A 20,372-nucleotide genomic window follows, 5' to 3' on the forward strand; every position below is an offset into this window, starting at 1 on the left:
GCGCACGGATTCGCCCGCTGGCAATCCCAGCAAAGCTTGCGTCCTGCGCACGAAAGAAAAAAGGGCGGCCCGAGGGCCGCCCTTGGCATTCAAAAGTCTATCGGAGGATTTAGATGACGTTCTCCACATAGACCGTGGCAACACCGCTGGCGCCATCCTGCTGATAGGCGATGTAGGTGCGGCCGCCATCGCCGGCAACACCGGTTGCAACCTGGGTCCAGCCGGTCGTGTCGAAATTGTCCGAGGCATCGCCCCGGATCGCCACGACATGGTCGCTGTCGGTCATGCCGATCACGTCATTGTAGCTGAGCGTGATGTTCGTCCCGCTACCGCCTTCAAAATCGAGCACTTCGACGTTCTTGATGTTCGCCGCATGGGTAGAATTGAAGGTTGCCAGACTGGAAAGTTGGACCAAGTCCGTGTCGGCACCGCCATCGATGAGGCCACCCGACATAGTAAGATCGTCGCTATCGACTCCCTTGATAATGTCGTTGCCGGCACCGCCGTCGAACTTGTCAGCGCCGATGCCTCCGCTCAGCACATCGTTCCCGGCGCCACCATTGAGGATGTCGTTGCCGTCACCACCCAGCAGCGTATCCTGGTCGTTACCGCCATTGAGCGTATCGTTGCCTAGGCCGCCGAACAGGTTGTCATTGCCGGCATCACCGTTGAGCGTGTCGTGACCTGACCCACCGTCGATATTGTCGGCACCATCGCCACCGGTCAGCGTGTTGGCGCCGCTGTTACCGTAGAGATCATTGGCCGAGCTGTTGCCGGTACCGTTGATGTCGCTCGTGCCCGTCAGGACGAGATCCTCAACGTCGGTGTCGCTGATCGTATAGGTCACACTGGCAAAGACCGTATCAGTGCCCTCGCCAGCGTTCTCATTCACCGAGTCGCCGGCATCATCGACCACGAACCTGTCGTTACCGGTGCCACCATTCATAATGTCGGCACCCGCGCCGCCATCAATATAGTCATCTCCCGACCCGCCGGTCAGATTGTCAATGCCGCCGAGGCCATCCAATCGATCGTTGCCACCCTGACCGTCGATAGTGTTGCCGCTGGCGGTACCCGTCCACCAATCATCCCCTCCATCAGGGGTGTTGTCGACAGTTGGCGTGGGAGCCGTCGCGCTCGCCGCCGCCGGCATCGTCGGATCAGCCGGGATAGAGGTGAACGAGTTCGTCGGGAACGACGGTAGATCGTCATTGTTGATCGTGACCGCGGCGCTGCCGTCACCAATCGGCGCACCGGTCGGCGTGGTCAGTGTCACCGTAAAGGTCTCGTTTCCCTCCACCGTCGTATCCTGCGTGGTCCCGATCGGCACTGTGACCGAGGTCGAACCTTGCGGGATGGTGACGGTGATGGCGTTGTTGACGGTATTGTAAGTCTGATCGAAGTCACCCGAAGCGGCGGTTCCAACCGTGGTGTAAAGCTTCACCGTCACATCGGTTGCGGCAACCGCCGAGAGCGAGACCGTGATGGTAGCAGTGCCGCCTTCGGTGACAGCGACATCGGCAACCGACAGTGTTGGTAGTGTCAGGACCGGCGTGGCACCGCCGGTAATGGTGTAAAGGGTGCCGTTATAATTGACGAACTCGATCTTCTGGTTGTTGGTCGCGTCCACGTCGTTGAGGAAGTGGTTCTTGACCGTGATCGTCTCGCCGCCGTTATAGGTGATGACGAGGTCGTTGCCGACCTTGGCCAGGGTCGGAGCCGGACCGTCGGCGTCGGTGATGACCACCGTGTCGGCCGAACCCTTGGCCTCCTCGATCGTATCGTTGCCGTCGCCGGCCCCGAAACGATAGGTGTCGTTGCCGGTCCCGCCGACCAGACGGTCGGTGCCCGTCCCGCCGGTGATATCGTCATTGCCACCCTGTCCAAAGATGACGTCGTTGCCGGCGCCGCCATTCATCGTATCGTTGCCGCCAACGGTACCTTCCTGAGCGAAAGCGTCGATATTGGCAATGATAAGGGCCTTGAGCTGAGCGTCGGTGAGGCTCGGATTGGCGGCCTTGAAGGCATCCCAGCCGGCATCTGCCGAACCGTAGTAGATGCTGTCGCCCAGCATGATGTCATTGCCGGCAGCGCCATTGACGATATCGTTGCCGACCGGCGCGACCTGGGTCGAATTGGAGCCGCCCTGAAGGGCCGCCGTCAGTTCGCCCGCGGTCTGGATCACCAGCGGCTGGCCGATATCGTCCGTAAACGAGCTGCCGCCGTTGCTGTAGGTTGCCGTGCCCGTCACCGACGTATTGTCGAAGAAGCGGAGCTGGTTGGTGTTGACGCCGTTGCCGATGCCAATCCCGTGGACCTGGACCGTGCTGTAAGCGGCCAGCAGGTTGTTGAAGGCCGTGTTGCCACGCGCCATGTCCTGATAGTCCGTGCTGGTATCCTGAGAACCGCCGTTATAGGTGGTCGGATCGCCGTCAGTCATGAAATAGGCAAGCTTTTCGTAGGATGCGTAGCTCGCATTCTGGCTGTCGAACCAGGCTTTGGTCGTGTTGAACGCCGCCTCGTAGTTCGTGTACGAGCCCTGCATGCTGGCTGCCAGGGTGGCGATCTCGTCAATCATCTGCTGCTTGTTGGCGGCCGTCAGATTGTTGATCTGCAGCTCCAGATTGGCCGTCGAGCCAAAGGCGATCAAGGCTAGGTTGATCTGGCCGCTGAACGGCACCAGGCCGTTGACGAAGCTTGTCACGGCGTTCTTCAGCAGCGCGACGCGGTCGATGCCCTGGTTGTTGCTGACCATGCTCTGCGACATATCGCAGATGAGCGCGATCGAATAGTTCTTGCCCGGCGTTACGATCGTCGTCTTGCCGCCGACATCGCCGATCAGCAGATCGTTGCCGCCGGCACCGTCGATCGATCCGTCCGGTGCGTTGGGCGAGTCGTCGATGCGGTGATTGTCGGTGGTGGTCGGCGTGCCCTGGGTCGAGGGCGTATCGCTGATATTCTCGCCCACCACGAAGGAATCGGGGACCGATCCCTTCATGCTGTAGGTCGCCGTCGCCGTCGACGTGTCGCCGTCGGCATCCTTGATCGTGTAGGTGAAGCTGAAATTCTCACCCGCATTGCTGATCGTATTGCCGGACGAGGCGGTGAAGGTAGCATTGCCGGCGGTGTCGATATGGACGACGCCCTTGTTGGCGATCGTGATATCCCAGCCGGCGGCCGCCGAACCGGTGACGGTGCCGCCGCCGGTGCCGGCCGCAACGCCGGTGATGGCGCCGCTGGCGGCATAACCATCGGCACCCGCCGCATCGGCACCCGAGCCATTGTTGGCAAAGAGGTTGCCGAGGCTCACCGCCGAGGCGACGACCGCATCCTTCTGGCCGAAGGCATCGTCATAGGCCGTCGGCGCGTCGTCATCGAAGGTGATGTTGAGCGTGCCGGTGGCCGTGCTGTTGTCGGCGTCCTTCACCGTGTAGGTGAGCGCGACTGGCGCGTCGTTTTCGTTGCCGCCATCGGCATGGAGCACGTTGTCCTTCAGCGTCAACGTGTAGGCGCCGGTCGTCGGCATCACCACGATGTCGAACAGGATTCCGCGCGGACCCGTCGCCGTCAGCGTGTTGCTGCCGGCATTCCAGCTATAGGTCACCGTCTCGGTGCCGACCGTTCCGGTCGTGCCGTTGAGCGAGGCGAAATCCACCGAGCCGTAACCGTCGCCGCCGATCGTGTGCGTCAGCGTGCCCTTGAACGTCGCTTCGTTGTTGTCGTTGTTGATGCCGGTATTGTCGACCGCGAGGTCGCCGGTCGTGCTGGCTGCGTTGCCGCCGGTCAGCCCGTCGTCGTCGACCGAGGCGCTGGCGCTGCCGCCCGTCGGCACATTGGCATCGGTGATGACGAAGGAGACCGCCTTGGTCACCTGATCGCCGTCGCCGTCCGTCACCGTGAAGGTGCTGGACGCCGCACCCGTGCCGATCACCGAGGTGGCGGCGGTGAAGCTGTAGGAACCGTCCGCCTTCACCTTGATCGTGCCGTCGCCGATGACCAGCGATTGCGACCAGCCATCCGGGCCGAACACCAGGGCCGTACCACCGACATGGGTGACCGTGGCACCGTCGGCGCCGGCCACGAAGTCGAAGTTGCCCGTCTTCGTGGCACCTTCGGCCACGTTCTGCGAGGCCTCGTCCGTCGCACTCGGCACATCGTCGACGATGTCGACTGTGATGGTGCTTGTCGTCGTGTTGCCGTTGGCATCAGTCACCTTGTAGGTGAACGTGTCCTTGCCGGTTTCGGTGGTGACACCGTTATTGTTGTCGGGGTTGGTGTCATAGGGCTTGGTCAGCGTGTAGGTGTAGCTGCCATTGCTGTTGATCTGGATCTTGCCGAAATTGCCGTCGGCCGAGCCAACGAGGCTGTAGGTCAGCGCACCGAAGCCGCCGCTGCCGGAAAGCGTATTGCCGGCCGTTTCGAGATTGCTCGACGTGCCGAGCGAGCCCGTGACCGTGCCCGGCGCCAGATCGTTGCCGTCCTGCGCCGTGTCGAGCGCCTTTTCATAGACCGTGACCGAGCTCGGCGCCGCCGCGACCGTTCCGTTCACCAGGTTGATGGTGAGCGTGGTGGTCGCGATATCGCCGTCCTTGTCCTTGATCGAATAGACGAAGACGTCGGTCTGGTTTCCGCTGATCGCGTTCGGGTTCGACTTGTAGCTATAGGACCCGTCCGCCAGCAGCGTCAGCGTGCCGTACGTGCCCGCGATCGCACCGCCGACACCGCTCGAGACCGGTGATGTCGTGTCGCCGCTTGCCGCTCGAACACCGATCACGCCGCCCGCGGCGTCATACCCGTCGGCGCCGGAAGTGTCGTTCTTCAGCACGCCATTGGCCGCGTTGACGGTGAGGAGCGCGCCCTCGTTGACGGAGTTCGAATCCGCGACCGCAATCGGCATGTCGTCGTTGATCTGGAAGTGCGAGACGATGCTGTTCTTGTCGCCGTCGCCATCCGTCACCTGCAGTGTCACGTGCAGGTTGATGTTGCTCTCGACACTGCCGTCGCCGCTGTTGACGTTGGCGGGCGTGCTGTCGTTCTGCAGCGCCTGATAGACGTCGAGCCTGACATCGACCAGGAGGCCGGACGGCAGAACCGTCGCCTCGAGCACCTTGTTGGCGGTCGTCTTTTCGCCGGTCTCGATGCTGCCGCTATTGTCGACATCGGCATAGCCGGTGACCGTCTTGCCGTCGGCCGACGTGACGAAGATGATCTTCGCCCCGTCGCTGGAGCGGCGTAGCGCATCGCCCACGGCACCGTCGACACTGATGCCGGAGATGACCGCATTGGCAAAGCCGTCCGCACCCGTCACCTGATAGGTGTTGAGCGCCCACTTGTCGCCCTGGGCGTCGCCCGGGCTGCTGCCCGCATCCTGGTTGCCGTTGGTGAGCCAATCCTCATCGATGGCGAGATAGCCGCTGGGCGCAACGGCGCCCCCATGCATCGCGCCCTCGGTGGAACCGCGCCAAGTCAGGATCGGCACGTCGTCGACGATGTCGACAGTGATCGTACCGGTGGCCGTGTTGCCGTTGGCGTCGGTCACCTGATAGGTGAAGTGGTCCTTGTTCTCCTCGACATTATAGCCGTCATCGGCATCCGGCTGGCTGTCATAGTTCTTGGTCAGCGTATACGTGTAGGTTCCGTCGCTGTTGATCTGGATCGTGCCGTAGGTGCCCGTGGCGGGGCCGACCAGGCTGTAAGTCAAGGCGCCGAAACCACCCGAACCATTGAGCTGGTTGCTGTCATCCGTCTCCAGCGGGCTCGATTCGCCCAGCGAACCGGTGACGGTGCCGGCCACGAGATCGTTGCCGTTCTTCACCTGGTCGAGCGCGCTCTCATAGACCAACGCATCATTGTCATCGGGCGCCAGAACGGTGCCGTTATTGAGGTTGACGGTGAGCGTCGTCGTCGCGATATCGCCGTCCTTGTCCTTGATCGAATAGACGAAGACGTCGGTCTGGTTGCCGCTGATCGCGTTCGGGTTCGATTTGTAGCTATAGGACCCGTCCGCCAGCAGCGTCAGTGTGCCGTACGTGCCCGCGATCGCACCGCCGACACCGCTCGAGACCGGCGAGGTCGTGTCAACGCCTGCGGCGCGAACGCCGATCACGCTGCCCGTGGCATCATATCCGTCTGCGCCGGCATGATCGTTCTTCAGCACGCCATTGGCCGCATCCACGGTCAGCAGCGCACCCTCGTTGACGGTTCCACTGTCAGCGGCCGCCACCGGCATGTCGTCGTCGATGGCAAGCTTGATCACCGCCGTCGACGTGTCGCCGTCCGCATCCGTCGCCAGCAGCGTCACGCCGTTGAGGATCACGTTGTTCTCGCCGTTGCCGTCGAGCTGCTTCACCGGCTGCAACAGCGTGAACGTCCACGTCCCGTTGTTGAGCTGCAGCGTGAAGTAGTCCGCACCGCCGGCCGTCGTCTTGCCGTGCAGCAGGTTGGCATTGCTGCCATCCACGAACCACAGGATGTTGGCGCCCGAGAGCGCCTGGGCACCCGTCTGCGTCACGCCGCTGCTGATGCCGCTATAGGCAACCGTCACCGCCGGATCGCCGTTCGACACCACATAGGTGCCGCTCGCCACGTTCGTGCCGCCCGCCGCGCCGAAGCCCTCGTCACCCGACGACACCGGAACGTCCTGGTTGCCGTTCGTGATCCAGTCTTCGTCAACCAGCGCCTCGCCCGTGCCAAGCGCCGGCGTGCTGTTCGTCACGATGATCGTCGGCACGCTGTCCAGATTGACCTGGAAGCTCGCCGTGTCGATGTCGCCGTCCGCATCCTTAACCTGGTAGGAGAAGGTCAGGTTCGGCAGCTGCGAGCCAACCGTCTGGCTGAACGTCCACGAGCCGTCCTGGTTCACATGCAGCGTGCCGATCGCCGGCGTGCCCACATTGCCATTGGCATCGATCTGGATGTCCGTGCCACCGGCACCGACCGCCGTGTAGCCGCCGGATTCGTCGCCAAGACGAATTCCGATCACCGTCTTTCCACCATCCGCACCGGCATTGTCGTTGGCGAGCAGATTGATGCCTGAAATCGCCACGCCGAGAGTCGTGATGTCGAGGGTCGGATCGTTGCTGGCAATGGGGCCGTCATCCTTGAACACCAGGTTCCGGCCGATATTGGCCGTCGCCGTGCTGGTGTCGAGATCGCCGTCGGTGACCGTGGCTGTCAGCGTGATGAGATCGTCAGCCGAAAGCTGCGTCGATTCATTCGCATCTGCGGTGGGATGCACCACGGCGCGCTGTTGATCCAGGGTCACATTGCCGGCGCTGTCGACCGAGACGGTGAACACAACCGGGCCGCTGGCGAGCGCGGCCGCCGCATCGGCGCCGGCCTTGCCGACCACTTGGCCGCCGATCAGGAACAGGAAGACCGAATTGCCGGTCGCCGTGTCGACGAGGCCGGACACCGCGCCCGGCTCTTTGATGCCGAGCACATAATTACCGACGCTGCCGGCACCGTCCGCGCCGTAATCCGGCACGAACACGCCAGCGAAGCTCTGCTTGTCGTCGGTGCCGAGATCGCTTTCATCGACCATCAGCGTCGGCTCGTTGCCGATCGCGGAGAGCGAGGGACCATCATCCTTGAAGCCAACATTGCCGCCAAGGTCGATGGTCTTGCTGTCGGAGGCGATATCGCCGTCGCCATCAACGATGGTGAGCGTACCGGTCAGCGCAACGAGGCCGTTCGGCAGCCATTCGATCTGGCTGTCGTAGTTGCTGTTGCTCCCGGGCGCGTCGTGATCGACTTCTTGATACTGGGTCAGGGTCGCCGTGACATTGTTGCCGGTCGGTGCACTGAGGCTGATGCTGAAAACAACGCTGGGCGCGTCGGCCGTGACCGGCGCCGAAGTTGAGGTAGAACCGACAATCACGCCGCCGACGTCATAGAGATAGATCGTGGCGCCGTTGCTGGTGAGACCGGAATTCACCAGACCGGCCACGGGAACGCCGATGATGTCGAGCTTGTAGCCGAAGCTGGCCGGTTGGCCGGCATCGTCGGCACCTTCCGCCGCGCTGGTGCTGAACAGATTGCCGAGCAGAATGACGCTGGTCGAAGAATCCGACGCCGAACCTTCGGTAAAGGCATCCCTGGTGACCATCTGAACAACGGATTCGTTGTTCACCGTCACCGTCGCAGTCGGACCATCATCGCTGATGATCACCTTGAGCTGGCCATAGCCGGTATCGCCGGTGGCATCGGTCGCCGCGACAGAGAAGATCGGCCCGTCGATCTGGTCGTTCTTGCCCTGCACGGTCGGCAAGTGATTGACGTTATCCTTCAGCGTGTAGGTGTAGTCGACGGTATAGCCGCCGGCGCCGGAAGTGACGCCGTCGATCACCAGCTTGCCGAGGCCATTATCGACCAGTGTCTGCGGGAAACCGGCGCCGAGATTGACGGGGATACCGGCAATCAACAACGCGGTCATCGTCTCGCCGCTGGTGTTGATGAAGAAGCTGTTGCTGGCGATTTCCGAATTGCCGGCCGCGTTGCTGCCGGCCGGTTCGCCGCCGCGGGCGGGCAAACCTTCTTCGTCGACCAGGACCTGCGAATTGCCGACCGAGGGAACGCGCTTATCCTGATCGATCGAGATGATCAGATGCGCGGTGTCGGCGTCAGTATCGCCATCGGTCAGGGTGTAGAGGAAGTCTTCCTGGGCGCCCTCGGGCACCGAAGCCGCAGTGACGGTGTAGACGTAGCTGCCGTCGGCCTTCATGACCAACGTGCCGTACTGGCCGTTGACCACGAAGTCGCCGGTGGCGTCGCCGTCCTGGCTGCCGTTATAGCCCACCAGATGCGTGACCTGGGCACCGTCGGCACCCTGCACGTCCTTGCCGGCGGCCGGATTCGTGGTGTCTGCGCCGGTGATGACATTGCCGGTCGCCTGATTGCCGGCACCTTCGGTGACGGTATCGGCATCGTTCTTCGCATCCGGCACATCGTCGATGATCTTGACGACCAGTGTCGTGCTGCCGGTGTCGCCGTCGCTGTCTTTGACCTGGATGGCGAAATCGTCGTGCGTGTTGTCGCCCGACGTATTGTCATTGAGCGTATAGGTATAGCTGATCTGGTTGCCGGCAAAGCCGGTCAGCACCAGGGTGCCGACATGGGCGGCCGCATCGGTCACCGTGATCGGGAAGGTGCCCGTGGTTTGCAGCTGCGCCAAGGTCAGAACCGTGTTGCCAATCTTGACCGACGCCAAGCCGTCCGGCGCATTGATCGTGATCTGACCGCTGGTCACTTCTGACTGGTCGGTGTCCGGCAGCGGGTTGACAATTTCGCCCGACCCATCGGGCAGGCCCTTCTCGTCGACCAGCGCACCGGCGGCACCTGCCGGTGGCACCGAGACGGTGATACCGGCATCGTCGATATGGATGACCAGCCCGGGCGTCGCAACATCGCCGTCGCCATCCTTCAGCGTGTAGATGAACGAATCCACGCCGTCATGGACCGGGTCCCCATTGGTGCGCGTATAGACATAATAGCCGTCGGCATAGATGACCAAGGTGCCATAGACACCCTGGACGCTGAAGCCAGCGCCGTGAACGGGGCTGGCGTCAACCGGCGTCCCGGCATTGGGATTGCCAATCGCCGCGATGCCCGCGATGGAAGCGCCGTCGGCGCCCGGCGTATCGGCACCGGCCGCACCGGTAAAGGTGCCCGCGCCGGTGATCACGTTGCCGTCGGTGGAGAGCTGGTTCAGCGTGCCGTCGACATCATTTTTGCCGAGGGGCGCATCGTCGCTGATGATGACCTGAACATTGCCGGTCACGTTGCTGTCGCCGGTAGCGTCGGTTGCGACGACGGCGAAGGTCGGGCCGTTCACCGTGTCGGTGTTGCCCTGCACGCTGTGGGTCAGGACATTGTCCGCCAGAACATAATCGTAGTGGACGACAAAGCCGCCGCCGCTCGGAATAACGGCCATGACGATCAACTTGCCCTGGCTGTCATCAACGAGCGTTTGGGGGTAGGGAGCATTGAGATTGACGGTGACACCGCCGATGGTCAGGGCCGACAGGCCTTCGCCATGCGTATCGACGAAGAAGCTGCTGGAACCCCTTTCCGCATTGGTCGGCGCCAAAGTACCGTCAGGCAGGCCCTCCTCATCCACCAGGACCTCGCTGTTCGTGACGGTCGGAATCCGGGTGTCTTGGTCGATATTGATGGTGAGCGTCGCCGGATCGGAATCACCGTCACCATCGGTCAGCGTATAGGTGAAGGTTTCCGTGGCGCCCGCCGGCACCGAAGCTGCCGTGAGCGTGTAGACATAGCTGCCATTGGTCTGCAGGGTGAGCGTGCCGTAGAGGCCGGTGACCGTAAACCCGCCGCCAGCGGCATCATTGTCGCTGCCATTGGGACCCGTGACACCGCTGACCGCGGCATTGTCGGCACCCTTGGTATCGGCGCCGGCAGACGGATTCGTGGTGTCGAGGCCGGTGATGACATTGCCGGTGGCCTGGTTGCCCAGGCCTTCAGCAACGCTGTCGGCATCGTCACGCGCCGTCGGCACGTCGTCGACGATGTCGACCACCAGCGTCAGCGATTTCGGATCGCCGTCGATGTCCGTCACCACGACCGGGAAATCGTCATGCGTGACATCCCCGGCAGTGTTGGTCGTGAGGGTATAGGTATAAGTCAGAACGCCCGTTGCTGTATTGATGCTGTCGATATGCAACGTGCCGTAGGAGCCGACAATATTGGCGCCGACCACGGCATTGGCACCCTTGATCGTCAATGAGCCGAAGCCATCGGGCGTCGCGAAATTGATCGTGCCGCTCGTCTTCTCCGAATTGTCGTTATCCGGAATGCCGTCCGCCGTCTCGCCGGAACCTGCCGGCAGGCCGGATTCAAATACCTTGGTGCCGGCTTCGCCGGTCGTCGGAACATCGAGCGAGCTGTCCTTGTCGCTGATGGTGATGTCGAGCTTGGCCGTGCTGGTGTCGCCGTCGCCATCCTTCAACGTGTATTCGAAATGATCGACTGCATCGAGCGGACCGGTGCCGAACCGGGTGTAGGTATAGTCGCCGGTGGCATTCATCGTCAGCGTGCCGTACTTGCCGGTCACGGTGAAGCCGTTGCTGCCATCATTGTCGAAGCTGTTGCCGTCGGCCGGCGCCTGGCGGACGCCGCTTACAGAAGCGCCGTCGGCGCCCTTGCCGTCGGCACCGACACCACCCAAGCCGCCATTCGTGCCCAAGCCGGTAATGACATTGCCGTCGGTCGATTGGAGATTGGCAACGCTGTCGGAATCGTCACGCGCGATCGGCGCGTCGTCATTGACCGAAACCGTGAAGGTCGCACTGCTGCCTTCGCCTTCGGAATCCAGCGCCGTGATGGAGAAGGTCAAATCGACATTGTCCTCGGCGTCGGCGCCAGCGTGATGCAAGGGCTGCTTCAAAGTGAAGTCGTAGCTGCCCGAACCGGCCGCATTCAACGAAGCATAGAACACGACGTTGGGATCGTTGGTCGCAACTGGGGCGACGCCGCCTGTGTAGCCGACCAATGTGCCGTTCGCCAGAATAACGAAATTCACCGGAGCGCCGGCTGTCGTCTGAAGACCAGCAAGGCCCGGCTGCGTCAGATCGAAAGCGACCGTACCCGGAACATCAGTGCCGTAATTGATGTGGAGCGGCTGATTGGTGACGCTGGTCGCTTCACCTGGCAGATCGCCGGTGAGATAGGTGTCGCCGGCATTGCCGCTGAGCCCTTCCTCATCGACGGCCGAATCCGTCGGATCGGCGGTGAAGGTCGCCTTGGTATCGGTCAGCTTGACCGAGAAGGTCGCCGTTGTTTTGTCACCATCGGCATCCGTGATGGTGTAGGTGAAGGTTTCCGTTTCGTCGCTGCCCGGTGTCACATTGTGGTGCGACGTATAGACCAGCTCGCCATTGATGATCGCCACGGTGCCGCCCAGGCTGCCCGTGCCGATGGTCAGCGGATTGACGGCGGCTCGGCCGTCGGCGCCGAATTGATCGTTCGCCAGCAGCCCTTCGACGGTGCCGATGACGATTCCGGCAGCGTTGTCGTCCAGAGTCGCCAGTACACCCTCGCCGGTGGCAACCGGTGTATCGTCGTCGACGCTGATTTTCACAGTGGCGTCGACATAGTCGCCATCGCCGTCGGTCGCACGCACGCCAATCGACAGGACGATATTGTCCTCGGTGCCGGCAATCGGATGGTCGAGCGGCTTCAGCAGGTTGAAGCTGCCATTGCCCGTCTGCGCGTCGATCGTGGCCGTGAAGACCCAAGAGGCATGGTCGGCGAGTGTCGCACCGGTATAGGCGACCAGCGTTCCGGCGGGATAGTTATTCTCCGCCTGGGCAAGAACGCCGAAATGCAGCGGTTGCGCGCCGGATGTAAGCGCCACCAGCTGGCCGTTCACGGTCCCGGTGACGATATCCGAAAGAACAAAGGCCGCGGCAGCCTTGCCATCGGAACCGAAATCGACATTGACCGCGAAATTCGCGCTGGCCGTGCCGGCATCGTCGTCCGGACCACCGGCATTGCCCTTGCTCAGCGCATCCTCATCGATGGGCAGGGTATCGGAGACACTGACAACCTTCGGCCCGTCATCTTCAAAGCCGATCCCGATCGAAACATAGGAGCGCGCGGTCGATTGATCGCCATCGCCATCGGTCACCGTCTGGGTGACGTAGATGCCGCCACCAGCCGCACCCGAAACGATCAGCGAGGCCAGATCGTCATGAGCCGCAGCCGAACTGCCGTCGACGTCATGCGCAATCGGCAGGCGCTGTTCGACCGTGACGACGCCGGTTGCCGGATCGATGTAGGCGATGAAAGCAAGAACGGCATCGCCCGCATGCTGCGGATCGTAGGTTCCGACATAGCCGTTGACCTGATAGTCCGAGATGGACACCAGGACGATATGATCATTTGCAAAAACGTTGGCCGTGTCCGTCACGGACAGATTCGTGGCGACATTGGTCGTGCCCAGGGCCGTTTCCGTGTCGCCCGCACCGCGCAGGACCAGCTTGTAGACGGGGTCCGCACCCTTGCCGTCGGTGCCGTACTGTGCCGGGGTGAACAGGCTGGACGTGGCCACCGTCGCCTTGCCTAGCCAGCCGGCGGTCGCGGGCTGGTCGCTCTGGGCGTTCGGGTCATCGACGCTGTTGGCGCGAACGGTTTCATCGAGCGTGACTGCCGCTGAACCATAAACGGCGTAGTTGCGCGGACCGTCATCGTCGATGCTGACGATGCTCTTGCCGGTCTCGGCGTTGTAGCCGAGATCGACGCTGTAGCTACTGGAATCGCCGTCGCCATCGACAGCGGTCAACTTGACCGAGAGCACGTTCCCGGCAAGGTTCGCAACCTCGTCCGGATAGGAAGCGTCCGGCAGGTCGGAGCCGTGATTGACGGCGCGATACTGCGCCATGCTCAATTCACCGGTTGCCGGATCGATATAGAAAGTCAGCACAATCGGGTCGACCGTCATCGGGTCGCCGTCATCGGCGCGGCCGACGATCACTTCGCGCGGCGTGCCGTTGTCGTTGACGATTTCCTTCGACAGCAGGACATGGTGCCCCGTCGCCGTGTCGATGAAGCCGGAATCACTGTTGGCCGGATTGACGTTGAGGCTGAAGCTCTTCGAGCCCTGGCCGTCGGCACCCCAATTGATCGAGAAGAGCGAGGCGGCCGATTGCTTGGCCTCCCCGATCGTCACGCCGATACCGTTGAGGAAGGCCGGCAGCGCCGCTTGCTCGTCGCCTTCATTGGCCGAGCCGTCCTGCGATGTGCCGTTCTCGCCAAAGGCGTCGTCGTCGTAGCCGCCCTCACCGGTAACGGTTTCATCCACCGCCAGGGAGATGTGGCCCGTGCCGGCGCTGACCGCCGGTCCGTCATCCTCGAAGACGATGGCCGGGTTGCCGTTCTGGCCGTCGATCGCTTGATAGGTGAAGACCTTGTCCCCGTCGGCATCCACGATCATCGTGCCGAAATAGACGAGGGCCTGGCCGTTGGCGCCGAGCAGATTGAGCGCCTCATCCGGATAGGAATTGGGCTGGTCGCTGCCGTGGTCGAGCGCCCGGTATTGCACCAGCGACAGGTCGTTGCCGTCGAGATTGAGACCGAAGGCAATGGTCCCATTGACATCAGCGACCCAGACGCCGTTCTCAAGCTTGCCGAGCTTGCCGACCACGATTTCATAGGTCGTGCCGTTGACACCGAAGACCTCGGTAAAGAGGAAGATCTGGGCATCGGTCTGCGTATCGAACAGATTCGTGGCGTCGCCATTGAAATTGGCACCGTTGGAATCGCCAAGCGACACCTGGGCATAGCCGGGACCGTCAGCGCCGTAGGCGGCGTTCGGGGTGTACTGGCTGCCGCCACTGAGGTCGAGATTGATCTGGGTTTGCGCTTGCCCGATCGGCGCGCCAAGCGCCGGATCGACCAGCTTCAGCTGGTCGAAGATGGCCGGGGCGCTGCCGACATCGTCCGAGCCGGCGTCGATGCCGGGCGTCTCGTCATGGATCAGCTTGTTGTCGCCAGCGAGCGTGATGTGCGCCAGGCTGCCGTCGGGGCTGTCATCGTCGACATTGAAGACCAAGTTGGTGTCGACATAGTCGCCGTCGCCGTCGGTGACGCGGACCTGGAAGTTGAGGATGAGATTGTCCTCATAGGACAGCTCGACCTGCTCGGTGGTCGGGTCGTTGACCAGCGGGTGGTAAAGCGGCTGCAGCAAGTTGAATTGACCGCCGCCGCCCTGGTCGTCGAGCGTCGCGGTGAAGGCCCACTTGGTCCAGTCGCCGGCGCTGGCGCCGTAATAGCCGACGATCGTGCCGGCCGGGTAACCATGAACGTCCGCACCCAGCACGACGATATGCACGTCGGCGCCGGAGGCTATCTTCAACGCCACCGGCGTGCCGTCGGCCATCGTCACCGTATTGTTGCCGGTGAATTTGAAGCCGCCATTGCCGTCGGCGCCGAAATCGGCGTTGACCTTGTACATGACGGCACCCCAGCCATCATCGTCGCCGGGGCCGCCCTGGATGCCGTGGGAGGCATTGTCTTCGTCGAGCAGGAATTGGTCGACCGGGACATCCGAATGGAATTCCGAAACACTGATGACCTTGGGCCCGTCATCCTCGATCGAGAAGATGCCCTGGCCAAGGTTGATCGCACCGCTGGCGCTGTCGCCATCGGCATCGGTCAGTGTCTGGACCAGCTTGATCATATCCGCCGAGGACAGATTCAGAGTCTGGCTGTCGTCATTGTCCGGGTTGGTGCCATGCCAGACATTGGTCGTCTGCGAGAAAGTGACCTTGCCGTCGGCATCCACGCTGATGCGGAAATACTCGACACTGCCGATCTGGCCGACGATATCGCCGCCGACCTTGTTTAGGATGATCTCGGCGCCCTTGCCGTCCGGCAGGCTCGCATCGACCGCGAAGAGACCGGACCCGACATTGCTGCCGTTGAGCGACAGGGCATAGGCGACGCTGCCCGGACCGTCAGTGCCGAAATCGAAACCGCTGCCCGAATTGAAATTGTCGGCGAAATCGTGGGTGACCGAGGCGATGCCGTCGCCGCCCTGGCGGCGGGTTTCGTCGAGGAGGAAGGTATCAGCCCGCATATCGGCGAAGGTGACGGTCGGGCCGTCATCCTGAACGCGGACGGTGAGCGGCGCATCGACATGGTCGCCGTCATAATCGGTCGCGCGGAAGTTGATCGGCTGCGCGCTGGTGTCCTGGTGGACGATGGTCAGATGATCGATCAGCAGACCCGGATCGACCGACTGGTGACCCTCGTTCATGACCGCGAAGCCGATCTGGACCGGGCCATCTGTCGTGAAGGTAAAGGTGAAGGTCAGGTAGCCGGATTCCTCGCTCCAGGAAATGGAGCCGTTGGCGGCGCTCGAGCCGTTGTCGGCCGAAGCGACATCGCTCAGCTTGAAGACCTGGTCGCCGATGACGATGAAGGCGAAATCCTGCCAATCCGGATTCGAAGCGCCGCCTTCACCCGAGTCTGATTCATTCTCCAGAAAATTGAATGCCACGGTCAGCGTGTCGCCCGCCGTCACATTCACCACCTGGCGGATGGCGGTACCGTCGGTCGGCACTTCGGCGCCATTTGTCGCGTCGCCATCATTGGCCGCCGCGGCAATCTTGCCGGCGGCAAGGCCGAAGAAGCTCTCGATGCTGTCGGCCGAGGCGCCGTTTTCGCCACCCTCGCCGGCGCCGAGGAGAAGCGCCTGATTGTCCGGGTCCGGCTGACCGGCCGTGGTCCCGATATCGCCGACGATATGCGCATTGCCGCCGCTGATGGTCTGCCACGCGTCGAGCGTATCGAAATTGTCTTCGAGAACGACGCCCGAGGCGCCGCCCTCACCGAAGATGACCAGCGGCGGGGTCATGTCGTCGGCATTGGTCGGGTCGCCCTGATTGATCTGATGCAGCTGAACCATCGTCAGCTCGCCCGATTGCGGATCGAGATGCAGCACGAAGACAGGAACCGTGCTGTCCGGCACCGCATCGCTGACCAGGCCTTCCGAACCTTCGCCCACGATGTCGGGCACGCCATTGCCATCGACATCGTTCTTGTCGGCAACGCCGATGACGGTGTTCGCGTCGATCTGGATCGCGCGCACGGTCACTTCGACGCCGTCGATCATCACGGTCCAATTGGTGGCGCCCGCGGTCAGCGGCGCAGCGGACGAACCGATATAGAGCTGGTACGCGGTCGCATTGGCGGCACCGTCACCGGTGAAGACGGTCTCGCCGGCTTCCTTGTTGCCGACAAATTGCCAGCCGCCTTCGGTTTGCTGCCACTGGCCGGCCCTGCCGTCGGCGCCGAAGCTCACATTGAGATAGGTCTGCGCGGCGCCGATCGGCTGCAGGCCCGACCAGTGGGCCGCATCCATGGCGGATTCGACACCGGAATTGGGATAGCTGCCCCACGGGTAATCGTAGCTCAGCGGCACATCGTCTTCGGCCGTCGTTTCGCTCGACGAATCCGGATCGCCCGCCTGGTTGCCGACACCGTCCTGCACACCGTTGGTTTCGTCGTGGACGATGCCGGTGTCGGTCGGGTGCATCTTGACCGGGATATAGGCCCAGGACCCGTCTTCACCTTCACCGCCGAGATAGGTCCATTCGTAGCTGAGCGAGCCGAGAGCGGGCACATCGTCGATGTCCTGGAAGACCAGCGCGCCGTCCGGCGCCGCCGTCACCGAGCCGTCCGAATCCACGGCGAAGAAGGGCACGTTGATGTCGAAGATATCGCTGATGTCGCCATTGGCGTCGGCGATGCCGGGAACGTTGTCGATGACGCCATAGATCGTGAAATCGACGTCGAAATCGACCGGATTGACCGAGCCGTCGAACTCACGGATGCCGATGGTGAAGACCACCTGGGCATAGGTGTAGTCGCCCTCGCCCCGCACGATATAGGCGACCAGCGTTTCGCCATAGCTGTTGTCGACCAAGGGATCCGGATCGCTGTCGGGCGCGCCAGGCAGCACGACATACTGCAGCGCGAAGCCATGCGACGTGAGATTGAGCGCGGTAAGCTGATCGACAATCGGCGTCGTCCCGCCGTTGGCGAAGGAAAGATGACCCGGAACGTCGCCGAAGAAATCGACGCTGACGACGGCGGTTGTGGTCAGCGGTTCGCGGTCCTGATCGATCCCGCCATTGTTGTCGGGAAGGTTCGGCACGTTCTGCGAGCCGTCTTCATGGTCGCCCGTGTCAAAGGGATCGTTGCCATTTTCGAGCGGATTGGACCAATAGACGCCGGTCTGGCCGCCCAGATGGTCGGCAAGATCATAGAGCACGTGCCCCGGATGATCCTCGAGCGCCTTGAAGCTCTGCAGCGAGTCATTGCCTTCGCCGCCGCCCAGATCGTCTTCGTTGAGCGGGTTGCCGGCCTTGATGCTGATGATCTGCGGGGCCGTATCAACCTCGTCGTTCTCGATGATCTCGCGATATTCGTTGCGGATGAGATTGTAGTTGAGGGCGGTGGGGTCGAGGCCGCCCACCGCATTGAGGCCGCCGATGCCGGCCAGCGGGTCGAAAGGCGAGAAGAGGCCGCCATTGTTGTCGGGACCGGCACCCTGGTCGCCGGCGCCGGGGCCCGCCGCGGTCTGGATGTCGATGTTGGGATCGGTCGCAGCGAGCACGGCCGCGACGTCGACCGGCTTGCCGTCATTGCCGACGATGCTGATCTCGCCCTGGCCGACCGCTTCGGCATAGCCGAGGAGGATGACGGTGACGTCGCCAACCTTCACGGCGAGGTTGCCATTGTCGCCGAGGCGCGCCACCAGCCCATCCGTCGGGAAGGGCAACTCGACCGTTTCGCCGGGCGTCACCTGGATGCGCACGATATTCTGCCCCTGGGGCACCTGCACCTGGACCGGCGCGCCGTTCGATTGCGTCGGGTGCCCTTGCTCGACATCGCCCTCATGGACGGTGTTGCTGCCAGAGATATTGCCGGAGATGTTGGTGGTGTCGGTGGCCATGACGTCGCTCCCCAAGATGACCCGATCGGCCGCGAGGCCGTGTGAGTGCCGCCCAAGATAATCTTCGCGTGTTGCGGTTAGACCTGTTCCGGGCGGAGTACAGAAAATAAATCGTCGGCATTTTGCCTATGGCCGGAATAGGAGTCTCGGGGCGCATAGACGCACTTTTGATAAAATAGTGTGTGTTTTTTACTATTCTTTTAGGGTGACTTTCCCGATCGACCTAAAGTTGCGTTTGGTAGGGAAAAATCGGATGTTTCAGACCATGTCACATCATACGATAATGTATCTGATCGCACATTTCCTTGTATCGATCCCAGATGAAGCGTCTGAATCCCTGTCAGGAAATAAGACTGTAGTCCTTCCACCGCCGTGGGGCGGCTTCCGCGGCTGCGCGGAATAAAATAGTTGCCGATCGCCCCTTGGGTGCGCCGTCCATTTGGGCTAGACGAGCCGCGCCGATCCGCCGCGAAATGGCCCCGACCCAACAGGGTCCGGCAGGCGTCCGGATCGATCGAGGGAGAGGTAAATGGCGGCGGCTGACGATCTCAGCTTTCAGAACGACGGCGATGCGGACGAGGACACCCAGCCGATCCCGGCAGGATCCAAGAACTACATCACCCCGGCCGGCCTGCAGCGCCTGCAGGATGAGCGGCGCCATCTGTGGCGTGTCGAACGGCCCGAGATCGTGCGCGTCGTGGAATGGGCGGCCGGCAATGGCGACCGGTCCGAGAATGGCGACTATATCTACGGCAAGCGCCGCCTGCGCGAGATCGACCGGCGGCTGCGCTTCCTCGACAAGCGCATGGCGGCGGCCGAGGCGGTCGACCCGGCCAAGCAGACGCGGCGCGACCGCGTCTATTTCGGCGCCACCGTCACCTATGCGCGTGAGGATGACAGCGAGGTCACGGTGACCATCGTCGGCATCGACGAGATCGATGCCGAAAAGAACCATATCAGTTGGGTCTCGCCCGTGGCGCGCGCGCTGATGAAGGCCGCCATCGGCGACCTTGTCACCCTGCGCACGCCAGCGGGTCCGGAGACGTTGGAAATCCTGTCGATCAGCTATCCGGCTTGATCGATCGCACGCGCTTCAAGCCCAGCCGGCATCGACCACGAATTCCTGGGCACTGCACATCTTCGCATCGTCCGAGCCGAGATAGAGCACCATGCGGGCGATATCGATCGGCTTGACGCGGCCGGCCAGGCATTGCCGTTCGTCCATCTCCCGCTCGCCCTTGGCATCGACCCACAGGTTCAGCTGCCGCTCGGTCATCACCCAGCCGGGAACGACGGTGTTGACGCGGATATGGTGCTGGCCGAGGTCGCGCGCCATACCGCGCGTCAGGCCGTTGACCGCCGACTTCGCCGTCGTATAGGCAGGCATGCCGCCATTGGCGTTCTTCCAGCTGACCGAGCCCAGATTGATGATCGAGCCCGCGCGGCGCTCCACCATGCGCGGCGCCACGGCCTGGATGGCAAAGAACATCGGCCGGATGTTGATGGCCTGCCGCTCGTCCCAATATTCCGGCGTCACGTCCTGCCATTTGTGGCGCGTATCGTTGGCGGCATTGTTGACCAGCACGTCGACATCGCCAAGCTCGCGCGTCACCTGCCCCACCGCTTCGCGCAGGGCACCGATATCCTTGAGGTCGCAGGGAATGAACAAGGGCTTGCGGCCATATTGCGCCTGCAGCGCATCGACCAGCTTGCTGCTGCCGGCGACATCGATATCGACGAAGGCGACGCGGCTTCCCTGATCGACGAAGGATTCGACGATGGCGGCACCGATGCCGGTGCCGCCGCCGGTGATAAAGACCACCTTGTCCTTCAGGGACGGGTAGCGGGCAAGGTTGGAAAGATCCATGAATACACCTGTTGTCTCGTGTTGAAT

The 20,372-nt window shown here is 62.5% G+C and carries 3 protein-coding genes; 1 reads left to right on the forward strand and 2 read right to left on the reverse strand.

Features of this window, described 5'->3' with window-relative positions; all coding sequences use genetic code 11:
- Positions 1 to 109: 109 nt before the first annotated feature.
- On the reverse strand, positions 110 to 18,478 hold the full coding sequence (locus tag ACE3PP_RS13395) for a DUF5801 repeats-in-toxin domain-containing protein (protein WP_374383083.1): 18,369 nt from the start codon (positions 18,476 to 18,478) through the stop codon (positions 110 to 112).
- Between the two features lie 529 nt (positions 18,479 to 19,007).
- On the opposite strand from ACE3PP_RS13395, the gene greB reads away from it, so the two are divergent.
- Complete coding sequence (greB, locus tag ACE3PP_RS13400) at positions 19,008 to 19,556, forward strand: transcription elongation factor GreB (RefSeq protein WP_374383086.1); 549 nt, start codon at positions 19,008 to 19,010, stop codon at positions 19,554 to 19,556.
- A 15-nt stretch (positions 19,557 to 19,571) separates the two neighbouring features.
- On the opposite strand, the gene ACE3PP_RS13405 is transcribed toward greB, so the two are convergent.
- A complete protein-coding gene (locus ACE3PP_RS13405; RefSeq protein ID WP_374383088.1) occupies positions 19,572 to 20,345 on the reverse strand; it encodes an SDR family NAD(P)-dependent oxidoreductase in 774 nt (257 codons plus the stop codon).
- Positions 20,346 to 20,372: the final 27 nt, after the last annotated feature.

The sequence above is a fragment of the Dongia sp. genome, assembly GCF_041910485.1.
Classification (GTDB): domain Bacteria; phylum Pseudomonadota; class Alphaproteobacteria; order Dongiales; family Dongiaceae; genus Dongia.

Coding starts and splice junctions, on each gene's coding strand:
- ACE3PP_RS13395 (WP_374383083.1), bottom strand. CDS start 18,478: ATGGCCACCGACACCACCAACATCTCCGGCAATATCTCTGGCAGCAAC.
- greB (WP_374383086.1), top strand. CDS start 19,008: ATGGCGGCGGCTGACGATCTCAGCTTTCAGAACGACGGCGATGCGGAC.
- ACE3PP_RS13405 (WP_374383088.1), bottom strand. CDS start 20,345: ATGGATCTTTCCAACCTTGCCCGCTACCCGTCCCTGAAGGACAAGGTG.